The organism is Vibrio sagamiensis NBRC 104589, assembly GCF_007990935.1.
In the GTDB taxonomy this organism is placed as follows: domain Bacteria; phylum Pseudomonadota; class Gammaproteobacteria; order Enterobacterales; family Vibrionaceae; genus Vibrio; species Vibrio sagamiensis.
Genome location: NZ_BJXJ01000017.1, coordinates 24,694 through 43,339 on the forward strand (window position 1 = coordinate 24,694; position 18,646 = coordinate 43,339).

14 protein-coding genes are annotated in these 18,646 nt (G+C 43.0%); 6 read left to right on the forward strand and 8 right to left on the reverse strand.

All coding sequences use genetic code 11. The features are described 5' to 3' along the window. Positions 1-63 precede the first annotated feature (63 nt). Genes gspF through gspC form a run of 4 tightly spaced genes read right to left on the reverse strand, consistent with a single transcriptional unit; the run spans position 64 to position 5,772 of the window. Positions 64-1,281, reverse strand: a complete 1,218-nt coding sequence (gene gspF / locus VSA01S_RS09900) for a type II secretion system inner membrane protein GspF (RefSeq protein WP_039980418.1) — start codon at positions 1,279-1,281, stop codon at positions 64-66. Next, complete coding sequence (gene gspE, locus VSA01S_RS09905; RefSeq protein ID WP_039980417.1) at positions 1,281-2,783, reverse strand: type II secretion system ATPase GspE; 1,503 nt, start codon at positions 2,781-2,783, stop codon at positions 1,281-1,283. Before gspE ends, gspF begins: the two co-directional genes overlap by 1 nt. Beyond that, entirely contained in the window at positions 2,776-4,818 is a 2,043-nt protein-coding gene (gene gspD / locus VSA01S_RS09910) for a type II secretion system secretin GspD (protein ID WP_039980415.1), read from the reverse strand. Before gspD ends, gspE begins: the two co-directional genes overlap by 8 nt. A 36-nt stretch (positions 4,819-4,854) precedes the next feature. Then, positions 4,855-5,772 (reverse strand): type II secretion system protein GspC, encoded by a 918-nt coding sequence (gene gspC, locus VSA01S_RS09915; protein ID WP_039980413.1) that lies wholly within the window; start codon positions 5,770-5,772, stop codon positions 4,855-4,857. A 269-nt stretch (positions 5,773-6,041) separates the two neighbouring features. Here gspC and hslR point away from each other — a divergent pair, with 269 nt between their 5' ends. From hslR to VSA01S_RS09935, 4 genes are all read left to right on the forward strand, one after another. Further along, positions 6,042-6,428, forward strand: coding sequence for a ribosome-associated heat shock protein Hsp15 (gene hslR / locus VSA01S_RS09920; RefSeq protein WP_039980411.1), 387 nt, complete (start codon positions 6,042-6,044; stop codon positions 6,426-6,428). Between the two features lie 31 nt (positions 6,429-6,459). Next, on the forward strand, positions 6,460-7,335 hold the full coding sequence (gene hslO / locus VSA01S_RS09925; RefSeq protein WP_039980409.1) for an Hsp33 family molecular chaperone HslO: 876 nt from the start codon (positions 6,460-6,462) through the stop codon (positions 7,333-7,335). A 333-nt stretch (positions 7,336-7,668) separates the two neighbouring features. Beyond that, the gene (gene pckA / locus VSA01S_RS09930; protein ID WP_039980407.1) at positions 7,669-9,297 is read left to right on the forward strand and encodes a phosphoenolpyruvate carboxykinase (ATP); all 1,629 of its coding nucleotides are present in this window, start codon (positions 7,669-7,671) and stop codon (positions 9,295-9,297) included. 135 nt (positions 9,298-9,432) lie between these two features. Beyond that, on the forward strand, positions 9,433-11,403 hold the full coding sequence (locus tag VSA01S_RS09935) for an AsmA family protein (RefSeq protein WP_050567296.1): 1,971 nt from the start codon (positions 9,433-9,435) through the stop codon (positions 11,401-11,403). A 39-nt stretch (positions 11,404-11,442) separates the two neighbouring features. On the opposite strand, the gene VSA01S_RS09940 is transcribed toward VSA01S_RS09935, so the two are convergent. From VSA01S_RS09940 to VSA01S_RS09950, 3 genes are all read right to left on the reverse strand, one after another. Beyond that, positions 11,443-12,360: a bifunctional GNAT family N-acetyltransferase/hotdog fold thioesterase gene (locus VSA01S_RS09940; RefSeq protein WP_039980406.1), complete on the reverse strand. Its 918-nt coding sequence runs from the start codon at positions 12,358-12,360 to the stop codon at positions 11,443-11,445. 98 nt (positions 12,361-12,458) lie between these two features. Continuing rightward, the gene (gene dtd / locus VSA01S_RS09945) at positions 12,459-12,893 is read right to left on the reverse strand and encodes a D-aminoacyl-tRNA deacylase (protein ID WP_039980452.1); all 435 of its coding nucleotides are present in this window, start codon (positions 12,891-12,893) and stop codon (positions 12,459-12,461) included. Further along, on the reverse strand, positions 12,865-13,809 hold the full coding sequence (locus VSA01S_RS09950) for a virulence factor BrkB family protein (protein ID WP_039980405.1): 945 nt from the start codon (positions 13,807-13,809) through the stop codon (positions 12,865-12,867). Before VSA01S_RS09950 ends, dtd begins: the two co-directional genes overlap by 29 nt. A 36-nt stretch (positions 13,810-13,845) precedes the next feature. On the opposite strand from VSA01S_RS09950, the gene VSA01S_RS09955 reads away from it, so the two are divergent. Beyond that, positions 13,846-14,487 carry a DUF2959 domain-containing protein gene (locus VSA01S_RS09955; RefSeq protein ID WP_039980403.1) on the forward strand — a complete coding sequence of 214 codons (642 nt, stop codon included), beginning with the start codon at positions 13,846-13,848 and terminating at the stop codon, positions 14,485-14,487. Positions 14,488-14,579: 92 nt separating this feature from the next. On the opposite strand, the gene typA is transcribed toward VSA01S_RS09955, so the two are convergent. Beyond that, positions 14,580-16,409: a translational GTPase TypA gene (typA, locus tag VSA01S_RS09960; RefSeq protein WP_021709413.1), complete on the reverse strand. Its 1,830-nt coding sequence runs from the start codon at positions 16,407-16,409 to the stop codon at positions 14,580-14,582. A gap of 578 nt (positions 16,410-16,987) precedes the next feature. Here typA and glnA point away from each other — a divergent pair. Beyond that, complete coding sequence (glnA, locus tag VSA01S_RS09965) at positions 16,988-18,397, forward strand: glutamate--ammonia ligase (protein WP_039980402.1); 1,410 nt, start codon at positions 16,988-16,990, stop codon at positions 18,395-18,397. Positions 18,398-18,646 lie beyond the last annotated feature (249 nt).

Sequence of the window (18,646 nt, forward strand, 5' to 3'; positions counted from 1 at the left end):
TTTCTCCGAAAGTTAGATTTAAGAGGGTTATTTTACAGTACCCAGAGGTGACTAAAATTAATATTACCCACTGATTAAATTATTCATTTCAAGCATTGGCATTAAGGTGGCTAGAACAATAAACAATACTAAACCAGCCATGATCGCAATCAACAGCGGTGTAAAAATACCTAAAGCTATATTGACTGTGGACTCAAAACTTTGATCCTGATTATCTGCGGCACGTGTCAACATACTTTCAAGCTCACCACTTTGCTCACCACTTGCAATCATATGCAACATCATTGGTGGAAAAAGGCGCGTTTGTTCAAGTGCTTTACGTAAGCTAGCACCTTCCCGAACATTATCTGCAGCAGCTAATACTTGCTGTTTGACGAAGCGGTTCGACATCACATCTACCGCAACTTTCATCCCTTCCAAAATAGGGATAGCACTCGATGTACAAATCGACAAAGTCCGCGCAAATCTAGCTGTGTTAAGACCTTTTGATATCTTTCCAATTATTGGTAGGCTAAGCAGTTTTCGATCCCAAACCAAGCGAAAGTCGGGTCTTTGTAAAGCCAACTTAAGACTGTATAGACCTACTACCACGATAGTGAAAATCAACAGCCCCCATTCTTGGACAAAGTCACTTGCCGATAAAAGAATTTGCGTCAACTGAGGCAGTTCTTGACCCATTTGCAAAATCGGCTCGATCATTTTAGGCACAACCGAAGATAGCAATAGGGCCACAATACCAATCGAAAACACCACTAGCACAACTGGATATATCAGAGCCTGTTGCAGCTTAGATCGCATTTTTTGGCGATTCTCAACATAATCTGCCAAACGTTCTAATATTGCGTCTAAATGACCCGACTTTTCCCCAGCGGCCACCATAGATAGATAGAGCTCATCAAATACGTGAGGGTAATCGCCCAGACTTTCTGCAAGAGGGTAACCCTCGGTTACCTTAGAACGAACTGCAGCCATCATGGTACGTATGCGTGGTTTTTCAGCCTGTTCCGACACGGCTTTCAAACACTCTTCAAGTGGCATTCCCGATTGAACAAGAGTCGAAAGCTGACGAGTAATCAAGGCCAACTCTGCGGTTTTAAGGCCACGCTTAAAGCCAGAAGAGGTTGATGATTTCACCGCTTTTGATTTAACTTCGATGACTTCAACAGGCGTCAGTCCTTGCTCTTTCAAACGCTGACGTACTTGCCGACCATTGTCCCCTTCGATAGTACCTTTCTTTTTTTTCCCTGTTGCGTCGAGCGCTTTGTACTCAAATGCTGCCATTATGCTTCCTTCGTGACTCGCATTACTTCTTCCAAGGTAGTGATACCAAGACGCACTTTACTCAAACCATCACTACGAATACTTGGTGAGTCTTCTCGTACTGCTTTCTCAATCTCTTGCTCACCAACTTCGCTATGGATGAGTTCTTGAATTTTTTCATTCACCATCAGCAACTCATGGATACCTGTTCGACCACGGTAGCCTTTATTGCTGCAGACTTCACAGCCATTAGCTCGATGAAGGATCAGAGATTCATTATCTTCTAACCCAAATAGTTTCTTTTGCTCTTTGTCAGCTTCATAAGGCTCTTTACATTCAGAGCAAAGAGTACGGACCAAGCGCTGTGCCAACACGCCAAGCAAAGAAGAAGAGATCAAAAAGGGTTCGATGCCCATATCTCGCAAGCGAGTGATCGCACCCACTGCGGTGTTAGTGTGTAATGTAGACATCACCAAGTGACCAGTTAAAGAAGCCTGAACTGCAATTTGAGCTGTTTCTAAGTCACGTATCTCACCCACCATAACCACATCAGGATCTTGACGCAATATAGCACGTAGACCACGAGCAAACGTCATATCAACCTTAGGGTTTACTTGGGTCTGCCCAATACCGTCAATATCAAATTCGATTGGATCTTCAACCGTTAGGATATTGCGCTCATTACTGTTTATCTCTTGTAAACCCGCATATAAAGTCGTTGACTTACCAGAACCCGTAGGACCAGTGACCAAAATAATGCCATGTGGGCGTTGAATCAAACGACCAAAGTTATCGTGCACTGATGGCGTCATTCCCAAACTGTGCAGATCAAGACGAGTCGCATTTTTATCGAGTAGACGCATTACGACACGCTCACCATGAGAAGAGGGCATCGTAGAAACACGCACATCAACCGCACGACCACCGATGCGTAAGGAAATTCGACCATCCTGTGGGACTCGTTTTTCAGCGATATCGAGTTTAGCCATAACCTTGACACGCGAAACCAACAAAGGAGCAAGCTTTCGGCTTGGCGTTAAAACTTCACGTAAAACACCATCAACTCGAAAACGAATTGATAGAGTTTTTTCGAAAGTTTCAATATGAATATCAGATGCACCCTCTTTGATCGCTTCGCCAAGCATTGCATTAATCAGTTTAATAATTGGCGCATCATCTTCCGATTCTAACAGGTCTTCATTTTGAGGCAGTTCTTCCGCCAGAGAGAAGAAATCTTCACTATCCGCACCAATATCTTCCATTAGTTGGCGCGCCTCAGAAGAGTCACGCTGATAGGCTTCGGTCAGCTTTTTATCGAAAGCATCTTTATCAATAACTTGGGGAATAAAGTTCTGTTTAATAACTCGTCGAACTTCAATCAAAGCCGCAGGATTAAGCGGCTCTACATAGTAAAGAATAGGAGGACGTTCTGGATGTTCGCTTTCCAGTACTAACTTAAAACGATTAGCAAAACTGAATGGTAGACGGCGCACATTCAAATCCATGTCTTGCATATTAGCCATTGTCTTTATCCATCTGATCGAGGAAAGCTTGAATCTCTATTGGGTGATTATCTTCTTTACCAAACTCAGGCAACACAGGGATCTTAGCATCATCCATCAGCTTCAAACCTTGCTGAGATTTGTACAATTGTTCAGCACGGATAAAGTTATATTTACGCTGAGTGATACCATCAGCACTCATACCATTGCGAATAATGGTCGGCTTAATGAACACCATTAAGTTTTTCTTTTCCGTTTGAGCACTAGTCGATTTAAACAAATGCCCAAGGATAGGGATATCACCAAGAAACGGTACTTTTGATTCACTCTCTGATGCGCTCTCATCAATAATACCGCCAAGAACTAACATCTGACCATCTTGGACAATAACCTCGGTATTCATTTGACGCTTAGCAAAGCGCAAATCAACCGCGCCATTAGGACCAAGTACTTTAGATACTTCTTGTTCGATCTTAAGTTGAACCGAATCACCTTCGTTAATCTGAGGAGTCACTTTAAGCTTCACCCCAACTTCCTTTCGATCAACGGTCTGGAATGGGTTATCATTGTTAGAGCCTGACGTTGAGCCAGTGACAACTGGGACTTCTTCACCAACAACAAAAGAAGCTTCGGAATTATCCATTACTGTAATACTTGGAGCGGACAAAAGATTGGCATTAGTATCAGAAGAAACCGCCGTCACTAGTGAAGTCCAATCACCCATGACGATACTCATCGCAGCACCGTTCACTCCGCTTAGTGCGTTGGCTAAGGTTGTCCAGTCGCCTTTTTCTGTGGTTTTCCTATCTACCCAATCACCATTGCCATTGTTGGCGTTAGGATCCCAGCGGCTGTCTGTTTTTTCGGTATCTTTTGCTTCCTCAAGACCAATCATCACATTGCCGATTGACGCCCCAGCATTGCCATATTGAATCATAGCACCAGTTTCCAAGTTACCCCATTGGACACCAAGGTTAACACCATCACCTTCCGCCATTTCAACGATCAAAGCTTCAATCAATACTTGGGCGCGGCGAATATCGAGCTGAGCAATCACATCTTGCAACGCAATCATAATGTCAGGCGGAGCAGTCAGTACTAAAGAGTTGGTAGCTTCATGAGAAGCAATTACTACCTCACCTCGCTTGGCATTACTTGCACTTTTTTGGCCAGCTTGCTTTTCAGCTTGAAGGTTATCTGACACACCCTTTAGAACATCAACTAACTCTTCAGCTTTGGCATATTTGAGATAAACAACTCGGTTATTCCCCTTAGTTGCCATCTCAATATCCAATTGACGTATCAGGCGTTTTAATCGTTCACGAACTTTAGGATCACCAGAAATCAAAATTGAGTTGGTGCGTTCATCAGCAACAATCTTAGGTTCAAGAAAAGCAGGGGTACTCTTCTGGTTATTGGATTTATTTAATGCTTCGACAATACGCACCATTTCAGCCGCAGAGGCATTACGTAGCTCGATAAGCTCAACGTCTTTGTTACCCGCCTGGTCAACACGCTTAATGATTTCTGCCAGACGATTAACCACAGCAGCACGCCCTGTGATCAAAATAATATTGGCTGGGTCATAGTGAACCACGTTACCTGCGCCTGCATTATCAATTAATTGTCGAAGTAAAGGAGAAAGCTCACGCACAGAGACATTGCGCACCGCAACGACTCGAGTGATCACACTGTCACCCGGCTCTGCATTAGTGCTCACAACTGGTATTGCAGAAGTCTTCGCATCTTTAGATTTAATGACTTTTAAAATGCCATCTTCCATTTCAACAACGGCATATCCATATACTTCCAGTACATTGAGGAAAAAGCTGTAATATTGTTCTTCATTCAATACGTCATAGCTGCGTACATCAATTTTGCCACGAACCGCCGGATCGACAATGATGGTCTTTTCCAAATTACGACCAACAATATTAATAAACTCTTGAATATCAGTGCCTTTAAAACTTGCACTAAAGTCGTTTGCCATCGCACCTGGCGTACAGATAAGAGTACCTGCTAATAACCAAGTACTTTTACTAAACCAATGTTTCACGTATGTCTCCCTGAACTTACGCAATTTGCCTAAGTATTATAATTGGATGTTAATATCGTACTGTTGGCCATCTCGCTCAACAGTTAAATTTAGTTCTTGCAGATCTTGCATGATCCGCGACAATTGTGCTCCTGATGATGAGTCACGTAGATCAATACCATTAAGTTCAATTGCTATATCACCCGGTTTTAAGCCAACGGAATTAAACAGCGCGGCATCTCGTCCGGGCGATACTCGATAACCAGCTAGACCACCCTCAAGCATCACAGGTGAGATATTAATATAAGTAAATACACTTGAGCCGTCTTTAGCGAGTTCGGCTTTAATTTGCTCAAGCTTTTCACTCGGTATCGAGCTTTTAACTCCATGTCTAGATGGGCGCTGATGTTGTGTCTCGGAAAGCTTTTTATAGTCGACACCTTCAAGCATGAGAGTTTCATCTCTACCTTGATTTTCAATAATAACTCGATCAACTAGCACTGCTTTCAGTTCCGCACGAGTCCCATCGATTTGTTCACCAATACCATAAGTGGCTTGTTTGCCACGGTTAGCTATCACTGCTAAGCTGACTTTCGAATTACTGCTTGCCACTGCGCCGACTAAAGTTAAGTTCAAGCGTGTTTTTGGTGCATCTTTAACAACAGGTTGTTCAACGACAATCGACTTTTTTTCTGAGTATTGGCCAAATAAATTAGCGCTTTGTAAAGCATTAACATCGACAACATCTTTATCACGACTCGCAGATAATGAGGTCGCTTTCGGCTGCCATGGTGTAAAATCTATACCTTGTGGTACCACTAACCAGACAACGCCACCCAATGACCATCCAGCCACAGCAATAAAAATGCCAGCCAAAGCGCTACTCAATTTGCTTTGAATTACATGATGGCTGGACTTAATTCGAGCCAGGATAGGGCTGCTTGATAATCCTGCATTCAGCTCTAAGCGCTTCACTTAATCAATTCCCTTATTCATATATCACTCAGCTTTAACCTAATTATAAGTAAGTATTATCCACTTTATGTCGTTATAATTGCGATAAAGTTGTAAGAAAAGTCTCTTTCTACAAAGAGCAGTGAACTATATCACAAATTTATATTGGGACCTTTTTCTTGTGCTGTTTTTGTTACCCCCCTTGAAAAAAAAACCTTGCAGCACCACCTAAAAGAAAATCAGTTACTTTTACCCTATTCTCAAGCGCAAGTTAGATAGCATAAAATCATATGAGTTCCATAAATAATGCCGTTAGGCTAGATAAATGGCTGTGGGCTGCCAGATTCTATAAAACACGCTCCGTCGCTCGTAACATGGTTGATGGGGGTAAAGTCCACTATAATGGTCAGCGAAGTAAACCGAGTAAAGTTGTTGAACTCGGTGCGGAGATTCGCTTGCGACAAGGCAACGAAGAAAAAACCGTAATCATCGAAAAAATATCAGACCAACGTCGTGGAGCACCGATCGCTCAAACTCTATATCGTGAAACAGAGTCAAGTATTAAACTACGAGAAGAACATGCGGCACAACGCAAGCTAAATGCCCACAACCCAAGCCCTGAGCGTCGTCCAGACAAAAAGCAACGTAGAGACATCATCAGATTTAAACATCAATAATCGCCGGAATGACTAACGAGGAAAGTACTCAATGGCAAATAACGTTTTAAACCGCTACCTATTCGAAGATCTTTCTGTACGTGGTGAGTTAGTACAGCTGGATGAAGCATACCAACGCATTATCTCCAGTAAAGAGTATCCGGCTGCTTTACAGAAATTACTCGGTGAACTGCTCGTTTCAACCACACTATTAACTGCAACGCTAAAATTTGAAGGCTCGATTACCATCCAACTGCAAGGTGATGGACCTGTGTCTTTAGCCGTGATCAACGGTGACCACGATCAAAAGATTCGTGGCGTTGCTCGCTGGGAAGGTAACATTGCCGATAACGCAACCTTACATGAAATGATGGGTAAAGGTTACCTTGTGATCACTATTGAACCTAAGAAAGGCGAACGCTACCAAGGAGTTGTTGGTTTAGAAGGAGAAAACCTTGCAGAAGTAATTGAGGGCTACTTCGCTAACTCTGAACAATTAAAAACTCGACTGTGGATTCGTACTGGTGAATATCAAGGCAAACTACACGCCGCAGGAATGATGATTCAGATTATGCCAGATGGAACAGGGGCACCTGAAGATTTTGAACACTTAGAGCAGCTTACTGACACTGTAAAAAATGAAGAGTTATTTAGTCTGCCAGCGAATGAGCTTCTCTACCGCCTCTATAACCAAGATACGGTACGTTTGTACGATCCACAACCTGTAGAGTTTCATTGTGGTTGCTCGCGTGAGCGAAGTGGTGCGGCTATTATTACTGTCGATAAAGCAGAAGTATACGAGATTATCGCTGAAGAAGGCTCAATTTCTTTACATTGTGATTACTGCGGAACAACCTATCAATTTGATGAAGCAGAAGTCACTGATCTTTACAATCAAGCTGCTCCAGATGATAAAACAGTACATTAATTTTTTTAAATTAAAAAGACTGTAATTTACCTTTCAAAGTGCCAGTTCATACTGGCACCTTTTGTGATCCCCCTCCTCTTCTTACCCCAAGGTTTCGTAATAAAGTAACCACTTAATTTTAGAAACTTAATAATCATTTTTACCTAGCGCAAAGGTTTGCGCCCACGATAAACTATGAGTACCAGACGTGACGATCTTGAAAAGGCAGACTATAAACAAGGGTATGTTTTAAATTACTTCCCTGTTTTTTGCTGATTTCGTTGCTAGCATGGTGAGCAGATAAAAATTAAAAACATTATAAAATCCCTACAAAATCCTAATTAAGGAGCACCTATGACCGTTATGGAACATACAAAGGCTGCAACAATTGATTTAACTCAACATGGACTGCATAACGTCAAAGAGGTTATTCGTAACCCAAGTTACGAAATGCTATTTGAAGAAGAGACACGTCCTGAACTTGAAGGTTATGAACGAGGTATCGTCACAGAGCTTGGCGCTGTCGCTGTAGATACTGGGATATTTACTGGCCGCTCACCAAAAGATAAATACATCGTCAAAGACGCCACTACGCAAGAACATATGTGGTGGACCTCTGATAGCGTAAAAAATGATAATAAACCTATCGATCAAGACGTATGGCAGGATCTAAAAAAGCTGGTAACAGACCAACTATCAGGCAAGCGACTTTTTGTCATCGACGGTTACTGTGGGGCAAATCCTGATAGTCGTTTGAGTATCCGTGTGATTACTGAAGTTGCTTGGCAGGCACACTTCGTTAAAAACATGTTCATCCGCCCCACAGAAGAAGAACTCGCAACGTTTGAACCTGATTTTGTGGTCATGAATGGTGCAAAGTGTACCAATGACAAATGGCAAGAACAGGAGTTAAATTCAGAAAACTTCACTGTATTTAACCTGACTGAACGTATGCAACTGATTGGCGGAACTTGGTACGGTGGTGAAATGAAGAAAGGTATGTTCGCAATGATGAACTACTTCCTTCCTCTTCAAGATATTGCTTCAATGCACTGTAGTGCAAACATGGGTCAAGAAGGCGACGTTGCGATCTTCTTCGGCCTGTCTGGTACAGGCAAAACAACCCTATCTACTGACCCTAAACGTGCTTTGATTGGTGATGATGAGCATGGTTGGGACGACGACGGCGTATTCAATTTTGAAGGTGGCTGTTACGCTAAAACCATCAAGTTATCAAAAGAAGCGGAACCTGATATCTACAACGCGATACGCCGTGATGCCCTATTAGAGAATGTCACTGTTCTTAACGATGGTTCTATCGATTTTGATGATGGTTCTAAAACAGAAAATACACGTGTGTCTTACCCACTTGACCATATCGAAAACATCGTTAAGCCAGTCTCAAAAGGAGGCCATGCTAATAAAGTGATCTTCCTTTCCGCTGATGCATTTGGTGTTCTTCCTCCTGTGTCTAAGTTGACACCTGAGCAAACGAAATACCACTTCTTATCGGGCTTTACCGCTAAGCTGGCTGGTACTGAACGTGGTATCACTGAACCTACGCCAACATTCTCTGCATGTTTTGGTGCAGCATTCCTAACGTTACACCCAACAAAATATGCCGAAGTACTGGTTAAACGTATGGAAGCTGCGGGTGCAGAAGCTTACCTCGTCAATACGGGTTGGAACGGCAGCGGTAAACGTATCTCTATCCAAGATACCCGCGGCATCATTGATGCAATCCTTGATGGTTCCATTGAAGAAGTAAGCACCAAGCACATTCCAATCTTTAATCTTGAAGTACCGACATCACTACCTGGTGTGGATCCAAGCATTCTTGACCCAAGAGATACCTATGCTGATAAAGTTCAATGGGAAAATAAGGCGAAAGACTTGGCGCAACGCTTCATTAATAATTTTGATAAATACACTGACAACGCCGAAGGCCAATCACTGGTCACTGCAGGGCCTCAGTTAGACTAAAGATCTAACTCAACCTATTCGAGTGATTATAAAAAGTAAAAAATTAGCCTCTCTATTGAGGGGCTTTTTATTGAATCCCGCTCAAGATTAGTACAAGCTTAACAATATCCTTCGATTGGGTTCAAACGAATAGCCATGAAAACAGCAACACGCATTATATTGTTTTTGCTCATATTGAGTATCGTGCTACCTATTGTTTTTATAGCAACACTCACGACCTCGTACTCCGATAAAGTTTGGAATAAGCTTTCTCGATACGTAGATTTACCCTTCCAAGCCCGGCAAGTTCATTATGATTTCCCTTATCACTTTTCTTTGCATCAAATAGAGCTTTCGTCTGCACCTGGTTCTTCGATCAACCAAATCGATATTTGGTTCAATCCATCGTTAAGAGCAAATGGAAAATGGATTATAGATAGCTTACTTGTCGACGGTATAACGTTAACATCTGGTATGCTTAAACTGAAGGAATCAGAACAAACGTTGAGTCAATGGCAACAAGCCACATTCCATCAAATAGCGTTAAAGAATGCTCACTACAATGATGGTACTTTTTTTATTGATAACCTAAACGTTCAAGTTCAGCTCCCTACTTGGTTAGAACCCCATCAAATTGTGCCTTATGGTGACATTCAACTGTCCGCAGAAAGCCTTAGGTGGAATGGTGAAAAATTTGATAATTTACTCCTCGATCTTCATTACCAACCCCAAAATAGCACCTTATATGGCACCTCATTTAATTGGCGCGACAGCTTAGTATCAGGACAGGGCGAGCAATACCCACAAGGTTGGTCCTTGGTCAATGTTACTGTGGATAAATTACACCTTAACCAAGATCAGCTGAGCAGCTTACTCGACAAACCTTGGCAGAATTGGCCTATTCGCCTAAGAGATATCAATAGTCTCGATCTACTCAATGCAGACATTCAGTATGGGGGTTGGCATTTTCAGCATGCTTCATTATCGCTAGAAAATGCATCCTTACCCTTTTCTCTCTGGCAATCGAGTGCCAATCTCTCTTTGCAGGCCGACAGCATCTCGTTTCAAGATCAAATATTCATCAACCCTCATTTGCAAGCTCAATTCCAGCCTAATGACATAAACGTTGAAGATCTGAGTTTTGATTGGCAACAAGGACAAGTCAATATAACAGGTCAGATTGAACCTAACCAATGGCAGATAAACTCAGCCAGTATTAACGATGTTAAATGGACCATAAAGCCTGACAACCGCTTGCAATGGATGCACCATCTAGCGCAATACACCCCACTGACCAAGATCACTCATTTATCCGTTAAGCGCAGCCAAGTGATTCAACTGGCTCAAGCACCTTTTTGGCAAATTTCGGGGCTCAACCTAACGGGAAACAACCTACAGATCATACCGACACCGACACTATGGGAAATTTGGGATGGACGCCTTGAGGCCAGTGCCGTGAGTGCCAGCTATGATCAGTATCTTTCATCGCATGCGGCCTTAAGCACCCAAAGTATCGATGGTTTGTGGCAGCTTGAACAATTATTCTTACCACTGACACAAGGATATCTAAAAGCCTTAGGTCAGGTCGATTTAAATACCCCCAGCAAACCTTGGACACTTCAACTGGACGCCAATGGGGTACCGGTAGAATTTTTTACAACTTATCTAGACACGCCTGGCCATTTTTCGGGTTTGTCAGACCTAACGGTGAACCTGCATGGACTGGCAGGTGATCGCCAAATGCTCGCCTACAGTTTATCAGGAGAAACCACAGCCAACTTCCGAGAGGCGACGTTAATTTTACCAACAGATGGCACCTCTAAAACGATAACATTAACCCCTCTTAAGCTGGAAGCACAGCGTGGAACACTGAGTCTTGCTCCGATCAGCGTATCGGGCAATGACATTAATGGCCAGATCAGCGGTAAGTTTGATTTAGCCAGCAATCCGCTCAGTGGTTTAATTTACCAAATTGACACCCATTGCTGGCATGCAACAGGCGATCTTCTCAGTGGCGAGCAGCAGACCACCACCCGTTGCCAGACAAACGGGTCATCAGACTCTAGTACAGAGAAAGAAAACAAACTGCAGCAGGACAAGCCCAGCCTAACGGGCACAAAAGACTGACAGTTCCATCAAATCAATCAGTTAACAACAAATCTTGCACTAACAACGGAGTAATTTGGAATAATTGGGTAGCAGCATATAAGTGCCAGTAAAATCAACGGCAGCAACATCGCCACTGTAGATCACCACATGAATCACAATCCGTGCTTTACGTCCAGATGCCAAGCGGTCTAAGTCACCGCTGATGCCATCAAGTGATGTCATCGCAACGGGGCTTTGCTCAACAGGATGACGATAACGAATTGCGCTATCAGCCAAGACAATATCACCATGTAAGTTTCGCTCTTTCATCAGTAACCAAGTCATACCCCATCCGGTCAAAGTCGCTAAGGTAAATGCAGAACCCGCAAATAACGTATTTTGTGGATTAAGGTTAGGATTCAGTTGAGCACTACACTCGAATTGGTAACCGGTATACTGATTAATCTTAATTCCCATCTTATCGGCAATGGGGATTTGAGCTTCCCAACGCTGCTGTAGTTCCGTACACCAATCAGGTCTACGTAATACGTTAGCCATTGGGTCCAATTTTTTCACCATTTGCTGATGACGAACTGGCCCTCTGATATCGGTCAACTCTCCACGCCGCTCAAAATGGTTTTTTTCATAAAATGCAATCGCATCCTCACGGGCATTGCATACCAAACGTTTTGCTCCCTCTTGGCGAGCAAGAGACTCGAGCGCGACCAAAATTAAAGAGCCTAATCCTTTGCTGCGTCGGTTATTTTTTACCGCCATATAACGAATTTGGCCATCGTTATCAGGTGTAATATACAAGCGACCGATAGCCATTGGGCGACCTCGGCTATCAACAATCATACGATGATGGCTCATGCCATCAAATTCATCTCTTTCAGAACCAATCGGCATACGCCAAGGCTCACGTAGTAGCTGCCAGCGGAATTGATAGTACTTTTTGAGTTGGTTGTCTGTTTGTGGTGTGATGAGTTTGAACATATCAATCCTTGAAAGTACAAATCAAAAAATAGAACAATAGAGAAGAGCTCAGTTGTTCAAAGTTAGAGCAGCTTAGCCTAGTCGTTAATATTAACAGATCAGACCTGTAGCCAAAATGTGACTGGGCCATCATTCGTGAGAGAGACCTTCATATCAGCTGCAAAACGTCCTCTTTGTGTCGGTAGTACTTGCTGACAAAGGTCAGAAAAATAGTCATATAATCGCTCAGCATCGATTGGGTCCGCACCACGAGAAAAGCCAGCCCGAGTTCCTTTTTTGGTATCCGCGGGCAAAGTAAATTGCGAGACAACTAATACTTGTCCTCCAACTTGTTTAACGTTCAAGTTCATCTTGCCTTGATCATCTTCAAAAACTCGATAAGTTGTAACACGTTCCATCAAGCGCTTTGCTTTAACTTCATCGTCTTCTTTTTCAACCCCAAGCAAAACCAATAAACCTTGATCGATTGAACCAACAACTTCACTCTCAACTCTTACAGAAGCTTCACTGACTCTTTGAATTAGTGCTATCACGGTTTTCATTTCCTTCATGGGTTAATTTCAATTCAGCGCTTGAGTGTATCATCTCTAAATTATCCCTCCAGTGCTCTCTTTCACCGAGTGCTGCGGTAATTTCCGCACCAATAAGGACAATGAGCCAACATAGATAGATCCAAACAAATAAAATTGGGATCGCAGCCAGTGCACCATAAATCAGTTGATAAGAAGGAAATTGAGTAATGTAGAGAGCGAACCCTTTCTTACTCAACTCAAACAAAAATGCCGCAACCGCTGCTCCTGCTGCACCATGTAAGAAATAGACCTTTTCATTTGGGACCAGAAAGTACAATCCCATAAATGCAAAAAAAGACAATAGCATCGGTAACCAGCGTAATAACAAGTTATAAGCGCCATGAAGCGTTTCATTGTCAATAATTTTGAGTGAGGTAACATAAGAAGTAGCAGCAATACTGGCGCCAACGAGAATCGGCCCCAATGTCAATACCATCCAATACATTGAAAAAGAAAAGATAGCACGACGTTTATCTTTAACACGCCAGATGTAGTTTAAGTTTCTATCGATATTTGAAATCAGCATCAAGGCGGCAACAAACAAAAAAGCCCCACCGACTGCGGTCATCTTACCCGTATTAGCGACAAATTCTTGCAGTGCTTTATCTACAACTTCACCGGAAGCAGGCACAAAGTTTTCAATAATATAGTCTTGTACCACTTCGCCTACATTTTCGAACACCGGAAACTTCGACAAAATCGACAGCAAGACGGTCAACATCGGCACAAGAGACAATAGTGTGATATACGCTAAGTACCCGGCGTTAACATTGACACGATCATGTCCCATACGTTTGAGTAGATAACGTAAAAACGCAATACTACTTGAAATAAGTTTACTGAATCTTGCCTTGTAACGTTCTGATAAGTGGTCCATAGTTCATTCCATAAATTCGCATCGAGGACATTAAGAATGCCGTATTTACTGATGATATTTGTTTCTATTTTTACTTTAACTGGCTGTCAATCTGCCTACTATTCCGCTATGGAGAAAGTCGGCTACCACAAACGAGAGATTATGGTCGACCGTGTCGAAGATGCCAAGCAAGCACAGCAAGAGGCTCAACAAGAGTTTACCAACGCACTAGAAGCTCTCTCAGCACTCACCAATTTTAAAGGTGGCGAGCTAGAAGATGTCTATAACAGCGTCAACGACCAGTACGAGGAAAGTGAAAAAGCAGCACAAGATGTACGTGATCGTATCGCTGCCATTGAAGATGTTTCCGAAGCCTTATTCGATGAATGGCAAGAAGAGCTCAACCTCTATACCAGCGCAAAACTACGCCAATCAAGTGAACAAAAACTGAAGCAAACCCAAGCGTCTTATCACACTATGCTCAAAGCCATGCAGCGAGCCGAGCAAAAAATGACGCCAGTGCTAAATACACTGCGCGATAACACTCTGTATCTTAAGCACAACTTAAATGCCAGTGCGATCGGTTCTCTGCGTGGTGAGTTTTCTAGCTTGGAAAAAGAAATCCAATACGCCATAAAACAGATGAATGCAGCGATTGCAGAGTCCAATAACTTTTTGCAACAGCTTAATCAAAACTAAGTATATACCCAATCATTGATAACAAGAGAGATAAAAAAGCCCCGAGTCATTTCCATGGCTCGGGGCTTTTATATTCAGTTGGCTAGTTCAGCTTATTTAGCCGCACGTGAAGCACGTTTACGATCGCTTTCCGTTAGGAATTTCTTACGAATACGGATGCTCTCTGGCGTCACTTCTACTAGCTCGTCATCGTCAATAAATTCTAGAGCTTGCTCAAGAGTCATGATGATTGGCGGAGTAAGAACCTGTGCGTCATCCGTACCTGATGCACGTACGTTAGTCAGCTGCTTACCTTTCAGGGCGTTTACCGTCAGGTCATTGTCACGGCTATGAATACCGATAACCATACCTTCGTAAACTTCGACACCGTGACCGATAAATAGACGACCACGCTCTTGCAGGTTAAACAAGGCGTTTGTTAGCGCTTTACCCATAGCGTTAGCAATCAATACACCATTGATACGTTGACCAATGTTACCACCTTTGTGTGGGCCATAGTGATCAAACGTATGGTAAAGAAGACCTGAACCCGATGTCAGTGTCATAAATTCAGTTTGGAAACCGATCAGACCACGAGATGGCATGATGAAGTCCATACGAACGCGACCTTTACCATCTGGAGACATATCTTTCAGCTCACCTTTACGCAGGCCAATGTTCTCCATGATGCCACCTTGGTGCTCTTCCATAACGTCAATCGTTACAGTCTCGAATGGTTCCATTAGCTGACCATCTTCTTCTTTGATGATAACTTCTGGACGAGATACAGCAAGCTCGAAACCTTCACGACGCATGTTCTCGATCAGGATAGATAGGTGAAGCTCACCACGGCCTGATACGCGGAATTTATCTGGATCGTCAGTTTGCTCAACACGTAGGGCAACGTTGTGTACCAGTTCCTTCTCTAGACGCTCAAGGATGTTACGTGAAGTCACGAACTTACCTTCTTTACCAGCGAATGGAGAAGTATTAACTTGGAACGTCATGGTTACTGTTGGCTCATCAACAGACAATGCTGGTAGTGCTTCGACAGCATTTTGTGCACATATTGTGTCAGAAATTTTTAGCTCACCAAGGCCTGTGATAGCAATAATATCACCCGCATTTGCTTGCTCAACTTCATGGCGGTCTAGACCTAGGTAGCCCATTACTGTGCCAACTTTACCATTACGAGTTTTACCATCAGCGCTGATTACCGTCACTTGTTGGTTTGGCTTCACGCTACCACGAGTAACACGAGCAACACCGATAACACCCACGTAAGAGCTGTAATCTAACTGTGAAACTTGCATTTGTAGTGGACCATCTAGGTCTACTTCAGGTGCCGCTACTTCTTCAACGATAGTTTGGAACAGTGGTTCCATGTTTTCGCCTGTTTCGCCTTCTTCTAGAGCAGCCCAACCGTTTAGTGCTGACGCATAAACGACTTTAAAATCTAGTTGTTCGTCAGTGGCACCTAGGTTATCGAATAAATCAAATACTTGGTCCATAACCCAATCAGGGCGTGCACCAGGACGGTCAATCTTGTTGATTACAACGATTGGTTTAAGGCCATGGGCAAACGCTTTTTGAGTTACGAAACGAGTTTGCGGCATTGGACCATCAACGGCATCAACGATGAGTAGTACAGAGTCTACCATCGACATGATGCGTTCTACTTCTCCACCAAAATCTGCGTGTCCTGGAGTATCTACGATATTAATACGGTAGTCGTTCCAGTTAATTGCAGTATTTTTAGCTAAGATGGTGATGCCACGCTCTTTCTCAATGTCGTTCGAGTCCATGACTCGCTCTTCAGCTTCACCGCGAGACTCTAACGTGCCTGATTGTTGTAGCAGCTTGTCAACCAATGTTGTTTTACCGTGGTCAACGTGCGCGATGATCGCGATATTTCTTAATTTATCAATCTGTGGAGTAGCCATGGATATTGTTTCACTTAGATAAATGAAATGCCCCCGAACCGAGAACGGTTGCTCTCTGGTGGCATTTTCTGATTAAAAAAACGGCCATAATGTACCAGATTTTAGCAAAAAGCCTAGAAATATGTGATCCAGTCCTTAGCTTTTCTGTGAATTTTACGCGTAATCCACAGTTTACTCGGCACAATAAATGCTCTGAGTGCTACTTTACTCTAATAGTTGCACTATATAAATTGACTATAGAACAAAAAGTAGGCTGAATTGTAATCTGTTGCTTAGTACTGTCATGTTAACGAAATCAATGCATGCCACAGTGTTAGCAATAACAAGAATTCACCAGCATACCTTTCTGCACCAATATAGTGCAAACCGTGTTCATGATGGTGCAGTTTTTTATAACAATGCAGTCAAAAAAACATTAAATAATTGATAATAAAGAGATATATTAATTGGCACAGTTTTAGCTTTACAGAGTCAGCATCGATTAATGACAGATTAAAAATATTAATCAATGCTAGATTTAACCCTTGTTTCCCTATAACAAGTTACTACCGCTTTAATAACACTGGAGGTTATCCAAGATGTCAGTAGAAAATGTTTTATCGCTGATCCAAGAAAACGAAGTTAAGTTTGTGGACTTACGTTTCACAGATACAAAAGGTAAAGAGCAGCATATCTCAATCCCTGCTCACCAAATTGATACTGATTTCTTCGAGGAAGGCAAAATGTTCGATGGTTCCTCCGTTGCAGGCTGGAAAGGCATTAACGAATCAGACATGGTTATGATGCCAGATGCCTCTTCTGCGGTGCTTGACCCATTCACTGAAGATGCCACGCTAAACATTCGTTGTGATATCCTAGAGCCTGCAACAATGCAAGGCTATGACCGCGATCCTCGTTCTATCGCCAAGCGTGCAGAAGACTTCATGCGTTCAACAGGCATTGCCGACACCGTACTTATCGGCCCTGAGCCAGAATTCTTCCTATTTGATGATGTGAAGTTCTCAACAGACATGTCAGGCTCTTTCTTCAAAATTGACGACGTAGAAGCAGCGTGGAACACAGGTTCTGATTACGAAGAAGGTAACAAAGGTCACCGCCCAGGCATTAAAGGAGGCTACTTCCCAGTTGCTCCTGTCGATTCATCTCAAGATATTCGTTCTGCTATGTGCCTAGTCATGGAAGAAATGGGCCTTGTGGTTGAAGCGCACCACCATGAAGTAGCAACGGCAGGTCAAAACGAAATCGCTACTCGTTTCAATACGCTAACCACTAAAGCTGACGAAATCCAAATCTACAAGTACGTGGTGCACAACGTTGCTCACGCATTTGGTAAGACAGCGACATTCATGCCTAAACCACTTGTTGGTGATAACGGCAGCGGTATGCACGTTCACCAATCTTTAGCAAAAGACGGTGTGAACCTATTTGCTGGTGATAAATACGGCGGTCTATCCGAGATGGCGCTTTACTACATCGGCGGCATCATCAAGCACGCACGCGCCATCAACGCATTTGCTAACCCATCGACTAACTCGTACAAGCGTCTTGTACCAGGCTTCGAAGCGCCAGTTATGCTCGCCTACTCAGCACGTAATCGTTCTGCTTCTATCCGCATCCCAGTAGTACCAAGCCCGAAAGCACGCCGTATCGAAGTGCGTTTCGGTGACCCAGCAGCTAACCCATACCTAGCGTTCGCGGCAATGCTAATGGCTGGTCTTGATGGCATTAAGAACAAGATCCACCCTGGCGAAGCGATGGACAAAGACCTTTACGACCTACCAGCTGAAGAAGCAGCAGAGATACCAACAGTTGCATACTCACTGAAAGATGCACTAGAAGAACTCAGCATTGACCGTGAGTTCTTAACGGCAGGCGGCGTATTCTCTGATGACTTTATCGATTCTTACATTGCATTGAAAGAGCAAGATGTTGAACGCGTCAATATGACCACTCACCCTCTGGAGTTTGAACTGTACTACTCTGTGTAACCTTGCTGTAGTGTCACTACTCAAAGTACTAGTGCCACAGCTCAAGGTATAGATACCATTTAAGGCTCGCCAGTTTGGTGGGCCTTTTTTGCACAGTCTTATCGATTCTCTATATATCAGCACAACAGATCATCATATGAAGACCTCAAAGCAGTATCACCAGCAAATAAAGTCCTGAAGAGAGTCAGTGTGAACATTTCACTTTTTCTTATCGAGTCTATTTGTCATACTTAATTTGCATTGCACCAA

Bases quoted from the DNA above. Each gene is read 5' to 3' on its own strand.
- glnA (WP_039980402.1), top strand. From the start codon at position 16,988: ATGTCAGTAGAAAATGTTTTATCGCTGATCCAAGAAAACGAAGTTAAG.
- VSA01S_RS09935 (WP_050567296.1), top strand. From the start codon at position 9,433: ATGAAAACAGCAACACGCATTATATTGTTTTTGCTCATATTGAGTATC.
- hslR (WP_039980411.1), top strand. From the start codon at position 6,042: ATGAGTTCCATAAATAATGCCGTTAGGCTAGATAAATGGCTGTGGGCT.
- pckA (WP_039980407.1), top strand. From the start codon at position 7,669: ATGACCGTTATGGAACATACAAAGGCTGCAACAATTGATTTAACTCAA.
- VSA01S_RS09955 (WP_039980403.1), top strand. From the start codon at position 13,846: ATGCCGTATTTACTGATGATATTTGTTTCTATTTTTACTTTAACTGGC.
- hslO (WP_039980409.1), top strand. From the start codon at position 6,460: ATGGCAAATAACGTTTTAAACCGCTACCTATTCGAAGATCTTTCTGTA.
- VSA01S_RS09950 (WP_039980405.1), bottom strand. From the start codon at position 13,809: ATGGACCACTTATCAGAACGTTACAAGGCAAGATTCAGTAAACTTATT.
- gspF (WP_039980418.1), bottom strand. From the start codon at position 1,281: ATGGCAGCATTTGAGTACAAAGCGCTCGACGCAACAGGGAAAAAAAAG.
- typA (WP_021709413.1), bottom strand. From the start codon at position 16,409: ATGGCTACTCCACAGATTGATAAATTAAGAAATATCGCGATCATCGCG.
- gspE (WP_039980417.1), bottom strand. From the start codon at position 2,783: ATGGCTAATATGCAAGACATGGATTTGAATGTGCGCCGTCTACCATTC.
- VSA01S_RS09940 (WP_039980406.1), bottom strand. From the start codon at position 12,360: ATGTTCAAACTCATCACACCACAAACAGACAACCAACTCAAAAAGTAC.